The following is a 16,517-nucleotide window of genomic DNA, read 5'->3' as shown; positions in this document are numbered from 1 at the left end:
TCACAGGCACGGCGCGTCATGATCCCGGTAGGATGAGCGTGCACTCTGATCGGACCACCTCTGCCTGACGCAGAGCTGGCGCGACCGTATGGCGGCCGGTTCGCCCCGTGTGACGGGCACCGGTATCTACCGCAGGTCCGCGCACGAGGACAGCTCTCGGCGCCCCCCGCACGGGCGCGCTACCAGGCGGCAGAAAGGCACGGCCGTGGCATCCACGGTCTCCACCGGGCCCTCGCAGGACCCGACGGCCCCCTCTTCCCGCCCGGGCTACGGTTCCTTGCTGCGCACCCGCGGCGCCTGGACGTTCCTGCTGCCGGGTTTCGCGGCGCGCCAGCCGTTCGCGATGCTCACCCTGTCCATCGTGCTGCTGGTGCAGCACACCACCGGCTCCTACGGCGCGGCGGGCGCCGTGGCTGCCGTCACCGGCGTGTCCATGGCGCTCTTCGCGCCGTACAGCGGCCGTCTGGCCGACCGCCACGGCCAGCGCGCCGTACTGGTCCCCGGCGTCCTCGCGCACGTCGTGTCAGGCCTGTCCCTCACCGCGCTCGCCCTGGCGCACGCCCCTCTGTGGGCGCTGTTCGCGGCGGCCGTGCCGACCGGCGCGTCCGTCCCGCAGATCGGGCCCATGGTGCGGTCTCGCTGGGGCGTGAAGCTCCAGGACTCGCCCCTGATGGCCACCGCGGCGGCCTTCGAGTCCGTCACCGACGAGTTGACCTTCGTCGTCGGCCCGCTGCTGGCGACGGCCCTGTGCACCTCCGTGACCCCGGCCGCCGGCCTGGTGGCGGAGGCCGGCCTGACGCTCGTCGGCGGCCTGCTGTTCGCCGCCCGCAAGAGCACCCAGCCCCCCGTGACCCCCGTGACCGCCGGGCACGCGCGCGTGCGGCACGCCTCCGCGCTCGGCGTACCCGGGGTGCGGGTGCTCGTCGTGACGTTCCTGGGCATCGGGTCCGTGTTCGGCGGGATGCAGGTCTCGCTGGCCGCGTTCACCGAGTCGATCGGCCGGCCCGGACTGAACGGCGTCCTGTACGGCGTCTTCGCCGCGGGCAACATGCTCTCCGGTCTGGCGTGCGGCGCCGTCGCCTGGCGGACGGCACCGCACCGCCGTCTGCTGGTCGGCTACACGGCCCTCGCGCTCGCCGCGGCGGCCCTGTGGACGGCCCATTCGGTGCTGGTCCTCGCCACTCTCGGGCTCCTGGTCGGCGCCACCGTCGCACCCGCCCTGATCACCGGCTACACCCTGGTCGAGGGACTGGTGCCGGCCGTCGCCCGCACCGAGGCGTTCACCTGGCTGACCGGCGCGGTCGCCCTGGGCCAGGCGGCGGCCGTCACCGTGGCGGGACAGCTGGAGGACCGGCTGTGGGACGGCGCCGGATTCCTGGTGCCGGCGGCCGGCACGGCACTCGCTCTGGTCACCCTGGTGGCGCTGCGTTCGCGCCTGGCCGGACGCGCGGCGGGCCGGACGGTCGCACGTGGCGTCGGTCACCGCTCGCCGGTCACGGTGGACTGACGCCCGGGAATACGTCACTATGGACCGTCGTTAGCACTCATCGAGTGAGAGTGCCAGGAGGAAATCCAGTGCCGACGTACCAGTACCAGTGCACCGAGTGCGGCGAGGGCCTCGAGGCGGTACAGAAGTTCACCGATGACGCCCTGACCGAGTGCCCCAGCTGCAGTGGCCGCCTGAAGAAGGTGTTCTCCGCGGTCGGCATCGTCTTCAAGGGCTCCGGCTTCTACCGCAACGACAGCCGCGGCTCCTCGTCGAGCAGCAGCCCCGCGGCGTCGAAGCCGTCGGGTCCGGCGGGCTCCACGAGTTCCGCGGGCTCCTCCTCGACGTCCGACTCGAAGCCGTCGTCCTCGTCGTCTTCCTCGTCGTCGTCGAGCTCCGCCGGCAGTTCGGCCGCCTGAGACGTCCTTCGGGGACCCTGCCGTCGTGCGACGGCAGGGTCTTCGGCGTTCCCCGGGCCCTGGCCAGGGGTGCCGTCCCGCCGAAGGCGCTCAGGGGTCCGCCGGGCGGGGTGCTGCCGGGTACGCCGAGCGGGCTAATGTGCTGCGCATGGCGAACGCAGAGATCGGCGTAATCGGCGGTTCCGGCTTCTACTCGTTCCTCGACGACGTGACCGAGGTCCAGGTGGACACCCCCTACGGGCCGCCCAGTGACTCCCTCTTCCTCGGTGAGATCGCCGGCCGCCGGGTCGCCTTCCTGCCCCGGCACGGCCGCGGCCACCATCTGCCGCCGCACCGCATCAACTACCGCGCCAACCTCTGGGCGCTGCGTTCCCTCGGCGTGCGCCAGGTGCTCGGCCCGTGCGCGGTGGGCGGGCTGCGCCCCGAGTACGGGCCGGGCACGCTGCTGGTGCCCGACCAGCTGGTGGACCGTACGAAGTCCCGGGCGGCCACGTACTTCGACGGTCTGCCGCTGCCCGACGGAACGGTGCCGAACGTGGTCCACGTGTCCCTCGCCGACCCTTACTGCCCCGCAGGCCGGGCCGCCGCGCTGAAGGCGGCACGGGGCCGGGACTGGGAACCGATGGACGGCGGCACCCTGGTCGTGGTCGAGGGGCCGCGCTTCTCGACCCGCGCCGAGTCGCTCTGGCACCAGGCGCAGGGCTGGTCGGTGGTCGGCATGACCGGCCATCCCGAGGCCGCCCTCGCCCGTGAACTGGAACTCTGCTACACCTCGCTGACCCTGGTCACCGACCTCGACGCGGGCGCCGAGACCGGCGAGGGCGTCTCGCACGATGACGTGCTCCGGGTGTTCTCCGCCAATGTGGACCGGCTGCGCGGCGTGCTGTTCGACGCGGTGGCCGCCCTGCCCGGCCATGCGGCGCGGGACTGCCTGTGTGCGTCGGCACTCGGCGGGATGGACCCGGGGTTCAGCCTGCCGTAGGACTTCCGGTGCGCTGGACCTGACCGGGGCGAGGACCACGGGATCAGGGCAAGGGCCACGGGATCGGAGCCGGAGCGAGGACCGCGGGAAGCGGAATTCCCCGTTCGGGTGGCGGAGTTGTCCACAACCGGCGGGTGGTCCACCGGCTCGGACGGGCGGCGCCTCGAAGCCTCATCGTGGGGGCATCGCAAGCCGCTCTCCCGTCGCAGGTGGTGACCTCGTATGTCCTTCCCCGCTCCCCCGTTTCCCCCGCAGCCCGCGCCGCGTCCCCTCCCCCGGCCCCCTCGTCCGTCGCTCCGGGAGGCCTTCCCACCCGTCTTCCGGCCCACCGCGTCCTCGCCGCGCCCGCCGGGGACCGATGTCCCGCCGACTTCCGAGGTGCCGCTGTTCCCGCCCGTGCGGGTGCGTGGCGGTTGGTACGGCTTCCGGCGGTTCGCCAGGCGCTGTGTGCCGCTCCTGGCCGCCGGCCTGGCGGTGACGGCGGCGGTCCTGCTCACGACGGGCCCGCGGACCGCCACGGACGCACATCCCCGGGGCCCGGCACGTGACCGTCCGGTGCCGGAATCAGCCCGACGGCGCCCGGCGGCCAGGCCGGTGGTCCCCCCGGTGGCGGCACCGGTACGGATCGCCGACGCCGCCACCGTACGGCTGCTGCGGCCCGGCGACCGGGTCGACGTCATCGCGGCCGGAGGACCCGCGGACGGTGGTGACGCCCGGGTGATCGCACGCGGGGCCCGCGTGGCGACGGTGCCCGAGGCCGTGGACGACGGTGAGAGCGGGGCGCTGATCGTGCTCACGGTGCCCCGTGCCCTCGCGGCGCGCCTGGTGGGCGCGAGTGCGACGGCGCGGCTGGCGGTGACCCTGTGCTGAACCTGGTGCGTCGTCTCCTGGGCGGCATCCTGTCAGGTCATGTGTTCGTACACCCGGACTGGACACAGCGGCCACGGGGTGACGTAGGTTGCGGAGTTGTCCGTCCCGCGACCTGTGCACCTGAGGAGAAAATCCGCCGTGAGCGAGAAGAAACCGAGCGTCCTGCAGGGCTTCAAAGCCTTTCTGATGCGCGGCAACGTCGTCGATCTGGCAGTCGCCGTAGTGATCGGCGCGGCCTTCACCAGCATCGTCAACTCGGTGGTGAAAGGCGTCATCAACCCGGTGGTGGGCGCGCTGGGCACCAAGAGCCTGGACAGCTACAGCAGTTGTCTGAAGGACCCGTGCACGCTGAACGCGGACGGCACGGTCAGGACCGGCATCCAGATCATGTGGGGCTCGGTGCTCGGCTCGACGCTCAACTTCGTGATCACCGCGGCGGTGGTCTACTTCCTGATGGTGCTGCCGATGTCCCGCTATCTGGCCCGGGTGGAAGCCCGCCGGAAGGCGAAGGAGGGCACGCAGGGGACCGTCGTGGTGACCGAGCTGGAGGTGCTGGAGCAGATCCGCGACGAACTGATAGCGCAGCGCGGCACCGGCTCGGGTTCCGGCCGGGGCTAGGGCGGGCTCTCGCGGCGCTGCGGCGCCGGGTTCAGAGGTGGTGGGGCGGCTTCTCGTCGAGGAAGCGCCTGAGGTCGGCTGCGCTGCCGGAGTCGGTGCGCTCGCCCCATCCGCGGTCCGTGTCGTCCGCCGACTGCTGGTCCAGCGGGTCGTCGAAGATCAGCGCGGCCTTCGGCTCGCGCGGCTCGGGGGCGGGGTCGCTGTTCATGGCTCCAGGGTACGGCTCGGGACGCGGCCGGTGCCGGGCCGTGCCGCCCGGTCCGGCCAGGGCCTCACGCCGCCGTGTCACGGCCGGCGGGACGGCACCGGGGCCGGGGCCGGGGCCGGACGAGAAGAAGGACGACCGGCCCGATCGCTGCGGATCGGGCGCCGGTCGTCCGGTGAGGTCACACCGCGTACAGTCCGTGGGCGGCGAAGACGGCCTTGGCCTGTGCCGTCTGCTCCGGTGTCGGGCTGGGTGTGTCGTGCAGGGTGAACTCCTTGCCGAGTGCCTGCCACTTCGCCTCTCCCAGCTTGTGGAAGGGCAAAACGTCGACGCGGGAGACGTTGCCGAGGGAGGCCGCGAAGGTCGCGACCCCTTCGACGTTCTCCGGGGCGTCGGTGAGGCCCGGGACGAGCACGAACCGCACATGGACGTCCTTGCCGAGGTCCACCAGCCGGTGCGCGAAGTCGAGCGTGGGCTGGAGGGGACGACCGGTGACCTTGCGGTAGGTCTCACGGTCCCAGGACTTGATGTCGAGCAGGACGAGGTCGGTGTCACGGAGCAGAGCGTCCGTGGCGCGGACCCCGAGGAAGCCCGAGGTGTCCAGGGCGGTGTGCAGACCGAGTTCGTGCTTGAAGCGGTTGAGCAGCTCGCCGGTGAACACCGGCTGGAGCAGCGGTTCGCCGCCGCTGACGGTGGCACCGCCACCGGAGGCCGCGATGAAACGCTGGAACTTGGCCGCTTCGGCGATCACGTCGTCGGCGGTGGTCCGCTTGCCGTTCCGCATCTTCCACGTGTCGGGGTTGTGGCAGTACAGGCAGGTGAGCGGGCAACCGGAGAGGAAGGTCACGAAGCGGGTGCCGGGTCCGTCGACCCCCGTCGAGAGGTCCCAGGAGTGGATCGAGCCCACCGCCGGCCTGCGGGCCACCGCGGCGGCCGGCGTGGACGGGGTGGAAGGAGCGTTCGGCGTGGACGGGATGGCCTGCTCAGCCGAGGCATCGGCCTCGTCGACGGGGCACCCCGCCCACGCCGGCATGGCCGACGCGGGCGGGAGAAGCATGGTCATCGTCCCTCTCTCTCAGAGCGAGCCGTGGAAGGTGCGGTTGATCACGTCGAGCTGCTGCTCGCGGGTGAGGCGGATGAAGTTCACAGCGTATCCGGAGACCCGGATGGTGAGCTGCGGGTAGTTCTCGGGGTGCTCCATCGCGTCCTCGAGGGTCTTCTTGTCCAGGACGTTGACGTTCATGTGGAAGCCGTCGCTGCCCATGAACCCGTCGAGGACACCCGCGAGGTTGTTGGTCCGGTCCTCGGGGTTACGGCCCAGGGCGTCCGGGGTGATCGTGTTGGTCAGCGAGATGCCGTCCTCCGCGTCGTCGTACGGAAGCTTGGCGACGGACATCGCCGAGGCGATGTAGCCGTGCTCGTCACGTCCGTTCATCGGGTTGGCGCCCGGGGCGAACGGGGTGCCGGCGCGACGGCCGTCCGGGGTGTTGCCGGTCTTCTTGCCGTAGACGACGTTCGAGGTGATGGTGAGCACCGACTGGGTGTGCACCGCCTCGCGGTAGGTCGGGTGCCGGCGGACCTTCTCCATGAACTCGTGGACGATCCACTTGGCGATGTCGTCGGGCCGGTCGTCGTTGTTGCCGTACGCCGGGTACTCACCCTCGATCTCGTAGTCGACGGCGAGGCCGGTCTCGTCACGGATGACCTTGACACGCGCGTACTTGGCGGCCGAGAGCGAGTCGGCGGCGACCGACAGACCGGCGATGCCGCACGCCATGGTGCGCAGGATCACCTTGTCGTGGAGGGCCATCTCCAGCCGCTCGTAGGCGTACTTGTCGTGCATGTAGTGGATGACGTTGAGCGCGTGGACGTAGGTCTTGGCCAGCCAGTCCAGCATCGCGTCGTACTGCTTGACCAGGACGTCGTAGTCGAGGTACTCGTCGGTGATCGGCTCGAAGCCCTGGACCACGGTCTTGCCGGACTTCTCGTCGCGGCCACCGTTGATCGCGTAGAGCAGGGCCTTGGCGACGTTCACACGGGCGCCGAAGAACTGCATCTGCTTGCCCATCGCCATCGCGGAGACGCAGCAGGCGATCGCGGTGTCGTCACCGTACTTCGGCCGCATCAGTTCGTCGGACTCGAACTGGAGGGCGCTGGTGTCGATGGCGACCTGGGAGGCGAACTTCTTGAACGGCTCCGGAAGCTTCGGCGACCAGAAGACGGTGAGGTTCGGCTCGGGCGCGGCACCCAGGTTGTACAGGGTGTTCAGGGCGCGGAAGGTGGTGCGGGTGACCAGCGGACGCCCGTCGGCACCGATGCCGCCCATCGACCAGGTGACCCAGGTGGGGTCGCCGGAGTAGAGCTCGTTGTACTCGGGGGTGCGCAGGAAGCGGACGATGCGGAGCTTGATGACGAAGTCGTCGATGATCTCCTGGGCCTCGGCCTCGGTGAGCCGGCCGGCCTCGATGTCGCGCTGCAGGAAGATGTCGAGGAAGGCGTCGATGCGGCCGATCGACATGGCCGCGCCGTTCTGCTCCTTGACGGCGCCCAGGTAGGCGAAGTACAGCCACTGGACGGCCTCGCGGCCGGTGGCGGCCGGGCGGGAGATGTCGAAGCCGTAGGAGCGGGCCATGGCCTTGAGCTCCTTGAGGGCCTTGACCTGCTCGCTGGTCTCCTCGCGCTCCTGCATGACGCGCTCGCTCGGCCAGTCGGCGTCGAGGGCGGCCTTGTCGGCGAGCTTGGCCTCGATCAGCTTGTCGACACCGTAGAGGGCGACGCGGCGGTAGTCACCGATGATGCGGCCGCGGCCGTAGGCGTCGGGCAGGCCGGTGATGATGCCGGAGGAGCGGCAGGCGCGGATCTCCGGGGTGTAGGCGTCGAAGACACCGTCGTTGTGGGTCTTGCGGAGCTTGGTGTAGATCTCCCTGACCTCGGGGTCGGCCTCGTAGCCATAGGCGTTGAGGGCCGTCTCGACCATGCGCCAGCCGCCGTTCGGCATGATCGCGCGCTTGAGCGGGGCATCGGTCTGGAGACCGACGACGACGTCGAGGTCCTTGTCGATGTAGCCGGGCGCGAAGGCGTCGATCCGGGACGGGGTCTTGGTGTCGACGTCGTAGACGCCGCGCTCGATCTCGGTCGGGAACATCCCGAGGAGCTTGTTCCATACCTTCGTGGTCCGCTCGGTGGGGCCGGCGAGGAAGGTGGAGTCGCCCTCGTAGGGGGAGTAGTTGTTCTGGACAAAGTCCCGGACGTCGACAGCGTCGCGCCACAGGCCTCCGCGGAAGCCTTCCCAGGCGTCCTCCGTCGTCGGCGTGTCAGTCGCCCTCTCCGCCGCAGCAGGAGTGACGGTGTTGGGTTCCGCAGGAGTGGCAGTCATCGCGCGCACCTTCCGCATCTCTTCGTCGGTACGCATCCATTGCACGCCAATGGCAAGCGTTCGGGGAGTTGCGTTGGTCCCCCATCTGGACCCAAAGGTCCTATCGATGATCGATCAAATGGGCCTTCACCCGGTGCGACCTGGTGTTTTGGCAGGGACCTTGTTCCTTTGACCGGCTGTGGAGCGCTTCACAAGATTTTTCGACAGTTTTCCCGCATGAGTGCCGCTCTGCGCACGGCGGCCCCGGCGGCAGCCCCGCTCGTGCTGTGCGGCGTCCTCCTCCGGGGCCGGGAAGGACTCGCGGCAGGCGTCCTGTACGCCCTGGCGGTGGCCGCGGGAACGGCTGCCGGAGCGGCTGTACCGGTGGCGGCTGCGGCAGCGGGTCCCGGTGCCGGAGCGGCGGCAGGCATGGTCACCGGGCGGCCGGGCAAGACTGGCGGGCATGACTGTCGATGCTCTGACGGATGTCAGCGGGGTGCGGGTCGGGCACGCGACCCTCACCGGGAACGGCCGGCTCACCGGCACCACGGTGGTCCTCGCACCGGAGGGCGGGGCCGTCGCGGCCGTGGACGTGCGCGGTGGCGGCCCCGGGACCAAGGAGACCGACGCGCTCGACCCGCGCAACCTGGTCAGGAAGGTCGAGGCGATCGTCCTGACCGGCGGCAGCGCCTACGGGCTCGACGCGGCGTCCGGCGTGATGGCCTGGCTCGAAGAGCGCGGGCGCGGGGTGCGCGTAGGGCCCGGCCCCTCGCACGTCGTACCGGTGGTGCCCGCCGCCTGCATCTTCGACCTGGGGCGCGGCGGCGACTTCCGGGCCCGGCCGGACGCGGCCACCGGGCGCGCGGCGGTCGAGGACGCGGCGGCGAGCGCACCGGGCTCGCCGGTGCGGGAAGGATGCGTGGGCGCCGGTACGGGCGCCGCCGTGGGGCTGCTCAAGGGCGGTGTCGGCACGGCGAGCACCGTGCTCGTCTCAGGGATCACGGTGGCCGCACTGGTCGTCGCCAACGCCGCGGGTTCCGCCGTGGAACCGGGGACGGGCGCGCTGTACGGCGAGTTGTTCCAGGGGCGGGTGAGTGTCCCGGAGGCGCGTGTGCACGAGGAGGCGCGCCGGAGGCTGGCCGAGGCCGCCGCACGGAACGCACCCGTCCCCCTCAACACGACGCTCGCGGTGGTCGCCACGGACGCCGACCTGTCGAAGGCCCAGGCGCAGAAGCTCGCCGGCACCGCGCACGACGGCATCGCGCGCGCCGTACGACCGGTGCACCTGCTCAACGACGGCGACACGGTGTTCGCCCTGGCCACCGGCGTGCACCCGCTGGACTCCGCCGACCCGCTGGCGCTCAACGACATCCTCGCGGCGGGCGCGGACACGGTGACCCGCGCCATCGTCCGCGCGGTACGCGCCGCGGAGCCGGTCCCGGGGGCGACGGCAGCCGTGACGGGGGAGGCGGCCGGCACGACGGCGGAGACCGAGGCCGGGCCCGGCGGGGTGTGGCTGTCGTACGGAGAGCTGTACGGCAGGGGGTAGGGGAGCGGAGGGGGCGGGCGGGGGGAGGGGGAGGGGGGAAAGGGACGCCCCGTCGGGTGTGCGCTGTGTGATTGTCCCGGTTCTGTCACGTGACGATGCTGATCGCGGTCGGAGGGAACCTTCCCCGCCCCCGTACGCCTCTTTGTCCACGCACTGGAGCGGATCACGCACACCACACGAACCTGGAGCAGCCCGTGACAAGGCCGGACATAGCAGCGCGGCGCGCACTGGTGGCCTGTGCGGCCCTCGTGGTCGGCACCCTGGCCCTCACCGCGTGCGGCGGCGACGCCAAGGCCGACGGCGACGGCAACGGCAACGGCGGCGGGAACTCCGCCAGTACCTCGACCGCGCAGATCGTGATCTCGGCCAAGGACGGCTCCACGGGCGCGTCGATCAACACGACCGGGGTGAAGGTCAGCCACGGCAAGCTGACCGACGTGAAGATGACGGTGTCGGACTCGGGGCAGGCGGTGCGGGGAGCGATCTCCGCCGACGGCACCACCTGGAAGCCCGAGGAGCAGCTGGAGCGCGGCACCAAGTACGCGATCTCGGCGACCGCGAAGGACGGCAGCGGCCGTACCGCGGCGGCCAACTCGATCTTCACCACGGTCGCGTCGGCCGACAGCTTCATCGGGACCTACACGCCCGACGACGGCACGACGGTCGGTGTGGGCATGCCGGTGTCGTTCGACTTCGACAAGGTGATCAGCGACAAGAAGGCCGTGCAGTCGCACATCACGGTGACGTCCAGCAGCGGGCAGCAGGTCGTCGGGCACTGGTTCGGGGCACAGCGGCTGGACTTCCGGCCCGAGGAGTACTGGAAGGCCGGCTCCAAGGTCACGATGAAGATCGACCTGGACGGCGTGGAGGGCGCGAACGGCGTCTACGGCGTACAGAAGAAGACGGTCACCTTCACGATCGGCCGGTCGCAGGTCTCCACGGTCGACGCGAACACGCAGACCATGACGGTCGTACGGGACGGCGCGACCCTCAAGACGGTCCCGGTCTCGACCGGCAGCGCGGAGCACACCACCTACAACGGGCAGATGGTGATCTCCGAGAAGTTCAAGCAGACCCGCATGAACAGCCAGACGGTCGGCCTGGGCGGCGAGTACGACATCCCGGACGTGCCGGACGCGATGCGCCTGACCACCTCGGGCACCTTCATCCACGGCAACTACTGGTACAACACGGGGAATCCGCCGTTCGGCCAGGAAGGCACCAGCCACGGCTGTGTGGGACTCGCGGACGTGCAGGGCGGCGGCTCGGGCGACACACCCGCGAGCTGGTTCTTCGCCAACTCGCTGATCGGTGACGTCGTGATCGTCAAGAACTCCCCCGACAAGACGGTCGCGCCGGACAACGGGCTCAACGGCTGGAACCTGCCGTGGAACGAGTGGACGGCGGGCAGCGCCGCCTGACCGGCCGTTTCCGGCCGACTCCGGTCGGCTCCAGACCGTCCCTGGCCGTTTCTCCGGCCACCGACCCCCTTCCGACCAGCAACTTCTGACGTCACACCGGGCCGCGTGGGAACTTTTCGCGCGGCCCGCACGTTTTCACCGCATACGTTTTCTCGGTTCGCGGACATGATGTCCGACCGAGGGGCTACGGTATGCACCCACAAGGTGACATGCAGCAACGCCGGGAGAAGCCTTGAGCGTTCCGTACGAGACGGCAGCGTACGAGCCACCCGAGTCGCCCGAGTCTCCTGAGGAGCACCTCGAGCGACTCCTCGGCCGCGCCCTGAACTCCTTCGAGCTGCCCGACGAGACGATACGGCGGCTCGACTGCGCGCTGGCGCACGACAGTTCGCTGCACTCCGCGCACCACAGCGCGGGGCTGCACCGGGAGACGTACCGGCACACCTGGCTGCTCGCCGACGGCTCGGCGCTGACGCTCTGGGAACTGGTCCACAACACCCTGCCCGGCGCCGCCCCCGAGCACGAGGTGTACATCGACGACGAGGAGCTGCGCACGGCGACGGCCAGGCTGCCGCTGCCGCCGGACACACCGGAGTTCGAACTGCCGGTGCTGGTGCAGCTGTCACCGGTCCCCGAGCCTCGGCATGTGTATGTGCCGGACGCCTCGGCGGACCACGCGCGGCGGTTGCTGCGCCGCGCGGAGAATCAGGACCGGCCGGACGTGGGCACCGCCGAGTTACTGACCACGGCCTTCGCGCACCAGATCACGCAGGCGTTCGGGCGTCCCTGCCGCGCGGGCCGTACCGGGCTGTGCTTCTCGCTCTACGAGCACGCGTTCCTGCTGCGCGACGGCACGGAGCTCTCGCTGTGGGAGGTGGAGCACACGGCGACCCCGGACGGGCGGCACATGTGCGAGGTGTACGGCACGGAGGACGCCGCCAGGGACGCCATGGAACGCCGGGCGGGCCGGATGCCCTGAAAGACCGGCCCCACCGGCAACCACGCGGTACCGGCGGCTGCCGTCAGCGGCTGTCGCCGAACTGCCGTACCAGGCCCGCGAACGCGGTGCGTTCCTCCGGGGTGAGTTCGACGGGCTCCGGCCGGACCACGGCACCGGACGCGGGCTGGGGCTGGGGCCGGGGTTCGCCCGGCCCGGGGGAGGCGGGCGGCCGGTGACGGTACGCGGCGCGGAATTCTTGGCGTACGGCGGCCATCATGCGACGGCGGCGCAGTATGTGCTGCAGCCAGACCAGCAGGACAGCGGTCACCGCGGCGAGGACGGTCACTCCGGCCAGCCGGAGGATGGCGACGTGCTCAGGCATGCGTTCCAGTAGACACCAGGGCCGGGGACTTCGAGCCCGGATCGTGACGTATCTCCCATGTGAGGTAAACGGCACCAACCCCCTGAAAGCGGCGGGTGGGCGTGCGGAGTGGGCCGGGTGGGGACGCGGGCGAACGCCGCCGGCCGCGGCCCCCCTCACAGGGGAGCGCGGCCGGCGGTGCGGTGTTCCGCGGGTGGCGGACGGTCAGGCCGTCGCCGACTGCTTCGTGTCGTCGAGATCCTCCGTGCCGTTCGCGTCCGCCCTGTCCGTCTCCTTCTCCCCGTCCGCTGCCGTCGGAGCCGTGTCCCCGGCTGCCGCCGCGGCGGGCGCCGGGTTCGGCCCGGGGAGGCCCTTCAGGACGACGACCAGCGCCGCGGTGACGCACACTCCTGCCGCGACGGCGATCAGGTAGAGGAACGGATTGCCGATCAGCGGCACCACGAAGATGCCGCCGTGCGGTGCGCGCAGCGTGGCGCCGAAGGCCATCGACAGGGCGCCGGTGATCGCGCCGCCCAGCATCGAGGAGGGGATGACACGCAGCGGGTCGGCCGCGGCGAACGGGATCGCGCCCTCCGAGATGAAGGAGGCGCCGAGGACCCAGGCGGCCTTGCCGTTCTCGCGCTCGGTCTCGGTGAAGAGCTTGCCGCGCACGGTGGTGGCCAGGGCCATCGCCAGCGGCGGGACCATGCCCGCCGCCATCACCGCCGCCATGATCTTCATCGCGGAGTCGCTCGGGGCGGAGACCGCGATACCGGCGGTCGCGAAGGTGTAGGCGACCTTGTTGACCGGACCGCCCAGGTCGAAGCACATCATCAGGCCGAGCAGCGCGCCGAGCAGGACCGCGTTGGTCCCGGAGAGGCCGTTCAGCCAGTCGGTCATGCCCTTCTGCGCGGAGGCGATGGGCTTGCCGATCACGACGAACATCAGGAATCCGACGACCGCCGAGGAGATCAGCGGGATCACCACGACGGGCATGATGCCCCGCAGGGCCGCCGGTATGTCGATCTTCTGGATCGCGATCACCACGCCGCCGGCGATCAGACCCGCCGCCAGGCCGCCGAGGAACCCCGCGTTGACGGTGAGCGCGATCGAGCCGCCGACGAAGCCGGGAACGAGGCCCGGGCGGTCCGCCATGCCGTAGGCGATGTAGCCGGCGAGCACCGGGACGAGGAAGCCGAAGGCGGTTCCGCCGATCTGGAAGAGCAGGGCCGCCCAGCTGTCGCTCTGGGTCCACACGAAGTGGTCCATCACCGACGGCGCCTTGTTGATCTTGTATCCGCCGATCGCGAAGCCGAGGGCGATGAGCAGGCCGCCGGCCGCGACGAAGGGAACCATGTAACTCACGCCGGACATGAGCCACTTGCGCAACTTGGTGCCGTAGCCCTCCCCGGGCTCACCGGCGCGTTCGACCGGGGTGCCGGACGCCCCCGGTACGGCGGCCACGATCACCTCACCGCGCTCGGCCTTGCCGCGCACATCGGCGATCAGTTCGGCGGGGCGGTTGATGGCGGCCTTCACGCCGACGTCGACGGTCGGCTTGCCGGCGAAGCGGTCCTTGTCCCGTACGGGCACGTCGTGGGCGAGGATCACACCGTCCGCGGCGGCGATCACGGCCGGATCGAGCCGGACGAAACCGGCCGAGCCCTGTGTCTCGACCACGACCTCGACGCCCGCCTCACGGCCCGCGTTCTCCAGCGACTCGGCCGCCATGTAGGTGTGCGCGATACCGGTCGGGCAGGAGGTGACGGCGACGACACGGAACGGACGGCCGTCGGCATCGTCGGCCGGCCCGGCGCCTCCTGCGGCGTCCTCGGTGTCAGCAGCGCCGGTATCCGCGACCTCGGCGGGCGCAGCGGCCCGAGCGGGCGCAGCGGCTCGGGCGGGTTCGTCGCCGCGGATGAGGGCGGCCGCCTGCTCCGGGGTGTCCGCCGTGCGCAGGGCCGCGGTGAACCCGGTGTTCGTCAGCTGCCGGGCGAGCGAGGACAGGATGGTCAGGTGCGCGTCGTCGGCACCGGTGGGCGCGGCGATCAGGAAGACCAGGTCGGCGGGGCCGTCGGCGGCGCCGAAGTCGATGCCGGCGGCGCTGCGGCCGAAGGCGAGCGTCGGCTCGGTGATGTGTTCGGTACGGCAGTGCGGGATGCCGATGCCGCCTTCGAGTCCTGTCGGCAGTTGCGCCTCACGGGCGGCCACGTCGGAGACTAAGCCCTCGAGATCGGTCACCCTGCCCAGTGACACCATGCGCGCGGCGAGGGCTCGCACCGCCGCTTCCTTGGTCTCGGCGGACAGGTCGAGATCGACCAGATCCGCAACGATCATGTCGCTCATCGCGGGCGGCTCCTTTGCGCGCGTACGCGGAAGATGTGGAGGCGGGGCCCATGGGCCCCGCCTCCGGGCGGCCCCAGCGAGTATCGGGTGGCTCACCGATCGCGGGCCGGTTCGGGGGGCGTCGTCCGCGGCCCGGGAGCCGCGGGCGGCCGGGGAGCCGGGCAGGGCGGGGAGGCCGCTGCCGGCTCGGGAGGCGCGCCGGTGCGCGCGTTCAGGCGGCCGGTTCCGTCAGGACGCGGTCCACCGGGATGTCGTCCGTGACCGTCACCGCCGCCGGGTCGAGGTCGCCGGGCGTGGGCATCACGCTGCCGGGCAGCTGGACGGCGGCCGCGCCGTGCGCGATCGCGGAGGCCAGTGCCTGCGGGCCGCTGCCGCCGGCGATCAGGAAGCCGGCGAGGGAGGAGTCGCCCGCTCCGACGTTGCTGCGGACGACCTCCACGTGGGCGCTACCGAACCAGGTGCCCGCGTCGTCCACGAGCAGCTGTCCGTCGGCGCCCAGGCTCGCGAGGACGGCACGGGCACCCATCGCGCGGAGTTCCTCGGCCGCCTTCACGGCGTCGCCCACGGTCAGCAGCGGGCGGCCGACGGCCTGCGCGAGTTCCTCGGCGTTGGGCTTCACCACGTCGGGCTGCTCACGCAGCGCCTCGAGCAGCGCGGGACCGGAGGTGTCGAGCGCGATCCGGGCACCCCCGGCGTGCGCCCGTGCGACCACATCGGCGTACCAGGAGGGCGCGAGACCGCGCGGCAGGCTGCCGCAGCAGGCGATCCAGTCGGCGTCGCGGGACTGCTCGCGGACCGTCTCCAGGAGCAGTTCCTGTTCGGCGGCGGACAGTTCCGGACCCGGCGCGTTGATCTTGGTGAGCACCCCGTCGGCCTCCGCGAGCGCGATGTTCGAGCGGGTGGGGCCGGCGATGGGGACCTGCGCGACCTCGATGCCCTGGGCGTCGAGCAGTTCGGCGACGAGCGCGCCGGGCGCGCCGCCCAGCGGCAGAACGGCCACCGTGCGCTGGCCGGCGGCGGTGACGGCGCGGGAGACGTTGACTCCCTTGCCTCCGGGATCCGTGCGCTCACCCGTGGCGCGGACGACCTCGCCTCGGTCGAGCGACGGGACCTCGTAGGTACGGTCGAGGGACGGGTTCGGGGTGATGGTGAGGATCATGCGCGCACTACTTCCATACCGCCGCGCTCGATGGCGGCTGCTCTGTCGGGGCTCAGCCCGCTGTCGGTGATCAACAGGTCCACGTTGCTCAGGCCGCCGAAGCGGGCGAAGTGCTCCTGGCCGTACTTGGAGGAGTCGGCGAGCAGCACCACGCGGCGGGCTGCGGTCATGGCCGCGCGCTTGACCGCGGCCTCGGCGAGATCGGGGGTGGTCAGGCCCTGTTCGACGGAGAAGCCGTTGGCGGCCACGAACAGGACGTCGGCGCGGATCTCGCCGTAGGCGCGCAACGCCCAGGCGTCCACGGCGGCGCGCGTACGGTGCCGGACGCGTCCTCCGACGAGATGCAGTTGGATGCCGGGATGGTCCGCGAGGCGGGCCGCGATCGGCAGGGAGTGGGTGACGACGGTGAGCGACGCCTCCAGGGGGATCACCCCGGCCAGACGGGCGACGGTCGTGCCGGCGTCGAGGATCACCGTGCCGTCCGCCGGGAGTTCCGCGAGGGCCGCCTTGGCGATGCGGTCCTTCTCGTCGATGGCGGTGTCCTCGCGTTCGGCGAGGTCCGGCTCGAAGTCCAGCAGCCCGGCCGGGATGGCGCCGCCGTGCACCCGGCGTACCAGGCCGGCCCGGTCGAGGGCTTTCAGATCACGGCGGATCGTCTCCACCGTGACGTGGAACTCCTCGGCCAGCGACACCACGTCCACCCGGCCACCGTCACGGGCAAGCCGGAGTATCTCCTGCTGCCGCTCCGGAGCGTACACGCCCGCTTACCTCCGACTCATGCCCGAACTTGTGGTTTCGCTCCCCAC

The 16,517-nt window shown here is 71.4% G+C and carries 15 protein-coding genes; 8 read left to right on the top strand and 7 right to left on the bottom strand.

Annotated features, from left to right (window positions below; translation table 11 throughout):
* Window positions 1-205 precede the first annotated feature (205 nt).
* From ABZ862_RS20225 to mscL, 5 genes are all read left to right on the top strand, one after another.
* Window positions 206-1,507 (top strand): MFS transporter, encoded by a 1,302-nt coding sequence (locus ABZ862_RS20225; protein WP_360959917.1) that lies wholly within the window; start codon window positions 206-208, stop codon window positions 1,505-1,507.
* A 68-nt stretch (window positions 1,508-1,575) separates the two neighbouring features.
* The gene (locus ABZ862_RS20220; RefSeq protein WP_360959915.1) at window positions 1,576-1,905 is read left to right on the top strand and encodes an FmdB family zinc ribbon protein; all 330 of its coding nucleotides are present in this window, start codon (window positions 1,576-1,578) and stop codon (window positions 1,903-1,905) included.
* 148 nt (window positions 1,906-2,053) lie between these two features.
* Window positions 2,054-2,887, top strand: coding sequence for an S-methyl-5'-thioadenosine phosphorylase (locus tag ABZ862_RS20215; RefSeq protein ID WP_360959913.1), 834 nt, complete (start codon window positions 2,054-2,056; stop codon window positions 2,885-2,887).
* A gap of 606 nt (window positions 2,888-3,493) precedes the next feature.
* Window positions 3,494-3,757 carry a hypothetical protein gene (locus ABZ862_RS20210; RefSeq protein WP_360959911.1) on the top strand — a complete coding sequence of 88 codons (264 nt, stop codon included), beginning with the start codon at window positions 3,494-3,496 and terminating at the stop codon, window positions 3,755-3,757.
* Window positions 3,758-3,895: 138 nt separating this feature from the next.
* The gene (mscL, locus tag ABZ862_RS20205) at window positions 3,896-4,375 is read left to right on the top strand and encodes a large conductance mechanosensitive channel protein MscL (RefSeq protein WP_360959909.1); all 480 of its coding nucleotides are present in this window, start codon (window positions 3,896-3,898) and stop codon (window positions 4,373-4,375) included.
* A gap of 31 nt (window positions 4,376-4,406) precedes the next feature.
* Here mscL and ABZ862_RS20200 read toward each other — a convergent pair whose 3' ends face one another.
* The 3 genes from ABZ862_RS20200 to pflB form a co-directional block, all read right to left on the bottom strand.
* Window positions 4,407-4,583, bottom strand: coding sequence for a hypothetical protein (locus tag ABZ862_RS20200; RefSeq protein WP_360959907.1), 177 nt, complete (start codon window positions 4,581-4,583; stop codon window positions 4,407-4,409).
* A gap of 178 nt (window positions 4,584-4,761) precedes the next feature.
* Complete coding sequence (gene pflA, locus ABZ862_RS20195) at window positions 4,762-5,643, bottom strand: pyruvate formate-lyase-activating protein (RefSeq protein WP_360959905.1); 882 nt, start codon at window positions 5,641-5,643, stop codon at window positions 4,762-4,764.
* Window positions 5,644-5,655: 12 nt separating this feature from the next.
* The gene (pflB, locus tag ABZ862_RS20190) at window positions 5,656-7,956 is read right to left on the bottom strand and encodes a formate C-acetyltransferase (RefSeq protein WP_360959903.1); all 2,301 of its coding nucleotides are present in this window, start codon (window positions 7,954-7,956) and stop codon (window positions 5,656-5,658) included.
* Between the two features lie 442 nt (window positions 7,957-8,398).
* Here pflB and ABZ862_RS20185 point away from each other — a divergent pair, with 442 nt between their 5' ends.
* The 3 genes from ABZ862_RS20185 (at window position 8,399) to ABZ862_RS20175 (ending at window position 11,884) form a co-directional block, all read left to right on the top strand.
* Entirely contained in the window at window positions 8,399-9,484 is a 1,086-nt protein-coding gene (locus ABZ862_RS20185) for a P1 family peptidase (protein ID WP_360959902.1), read from the top strand.
* A 194-nt stretch (window positions 9,485-9,678) separates the two neighbouring features.
* Window positions 9,679-10,905: an Ig-like domain-containing protein gene (locus ABZ862_RS20180; RefSeq protein WP_360959900.1), complete on the top strand. Its 1,227-nt coding sequence runs from the start codon at window positions 9,679-9,681 to the stop codon at window positions 10,903-10,905.
* Between the two features lie 232 nt (window positions 10,906-11,137).
* Entirely contained in the window at window positions 11,138-11,884 is a 747-nt protein-coding gene (locus ABZ862_RS20175) for a DUF6227 family protein (RefSeq protein WP_360959898.1), read from the top strand.
* A gap of 43 nt (window positions 11,885-11,927) precedes the next feature.
* Here the strand turns inward: ABZ862_RS20175 and ABZ862_RS20170 are convergent, their stop codons facing one another.
* The 4 genes from ABZ862_RS20170 to ABZ862_RS20155 form a co-directional block, all read right to left on the bottom strand.
* The gene (locus ABZ862_RS20170; protein WP_360959896.1) at window positions 11,928-12,227 is read right to left on the bottom strand and encodes a hypothetical protein; all 300 of its coding nucleotides are present in this window, start codon (window positions 12,225-12,227) and stop codon (window positions 11,928-11,930) included.
* Between the two features lie 204 nt (window positions 12,228-12,431).
* On the bottom strand, window positions 12,432-14,552 hold the full coding sequence (locus ABZ862_RS20165) for a fructose-specific PTS transporter subunit EIIC (protein ID WP_360959894.1): 2,121 nt from the start codon (window positions 14,550-14,552) through the stop codon (window positions 12,432-12,434).
* A 211-nt stretch (window positions 14,553-14,763) separates the two neighbouring features.
* A complete protein-coding gene (gene pfkB, locus ABZ862_RS20160; protein ID WP_360959892.1) occupies window positions 14,764-15,711 on the bottom strand; it encodes a 1-phosphofructokinase in 948 nt (315 codons plus the stop codon).
* Entirely contained in the window at window positions 15,708-16,469 is a 762-nt protein-coding gene (locus ABZ862_RS20155) for a DeoR/GlpR family DNA-binding transcription regulator (RefSeq protein WP_360959891.1), read from the bottom strand. Before ABZ862_RS20155 ends, pfkB begins: the two co-directional genes overlap by 4 nt.
* Window positions 16,470-16,517: the final 48 nt, after the last annotated feature.

This window comes from Streptomyces sp. NPDC047000 (assembly GCF_040644295.1).
In the GTDB taxonomy this organism is placed as follows: domain Bacteria; phylum Actinomycetota; class Actinomycetes; order Streptomycetales; family Streptomycetaceae; genus Streptomyces.
The sequence above is the reverse complement of the archived record's forward strand: the minus strand, read 5'-3'. Positions and strand labels throughout refer to the sequence as shown.

Excerpts from the sequence above, each read along its gene's own strand:
- ABZ862_RS20215 (WP_360959913.1), top strand. The coding sequence starts at position 2,054 with ATGGCGAACGCAGAGATCGGCGTAATCGGCGGTTCCGGCTTCTACTCG.
- ABZ862_RS20200 (WP_360959907.1), bottom strand. The coding sequence starts at position 4,583 with ATGAACAGCGACCCCGCCCCCGAGCCGCGCGAGCCGAAGGCCGCGCTG.
- pflA (WP_360959905.1), bottom strand. The coding sequence starts at position 5,643 with ATGACCATGCTTCTCCCGCCCGCGTCGGCCATGCCGGCGTGGGCGGGG.
- pflB (WP_360959903.1), bottom strand. The coding sequence starts at position 7,956 with ATGACTGCCACTCCTGCGGAACCCAACACCGTCACTCCTGCTGCGGCG.
- ABZ862_RS20185 (WP_360959902.1), top strand. The coding sequence starts at position 8,399 with ATGACTGTCGATGCTCTGACGGATGTCAGCGGGGTGCGGGTCGGGCAC.
- ABZ862_RS20170 (WP_360959896.1), bottom strand. The coding sequence starts at position 12,227 with ATGCCTGAGCACGTCGCCATCCTCCGGCTGGCCGGAGTGACCGTCCTC.
- ABZ862_RS20165 (WP_360959894.1), bottom strand. The coding sequence starts at position 14,552 with ATGAGCGACATGATCGTTGCGGATCTGGTCGATCTCGACCTGTCCGCC.
- pfkB (WP_360959892.1), bottom strand. The coding sequence starts at position 15,711 with ATGATCCTCACCATCACCCCGAACCCGTCCCTCGACCGTACCTACGAG.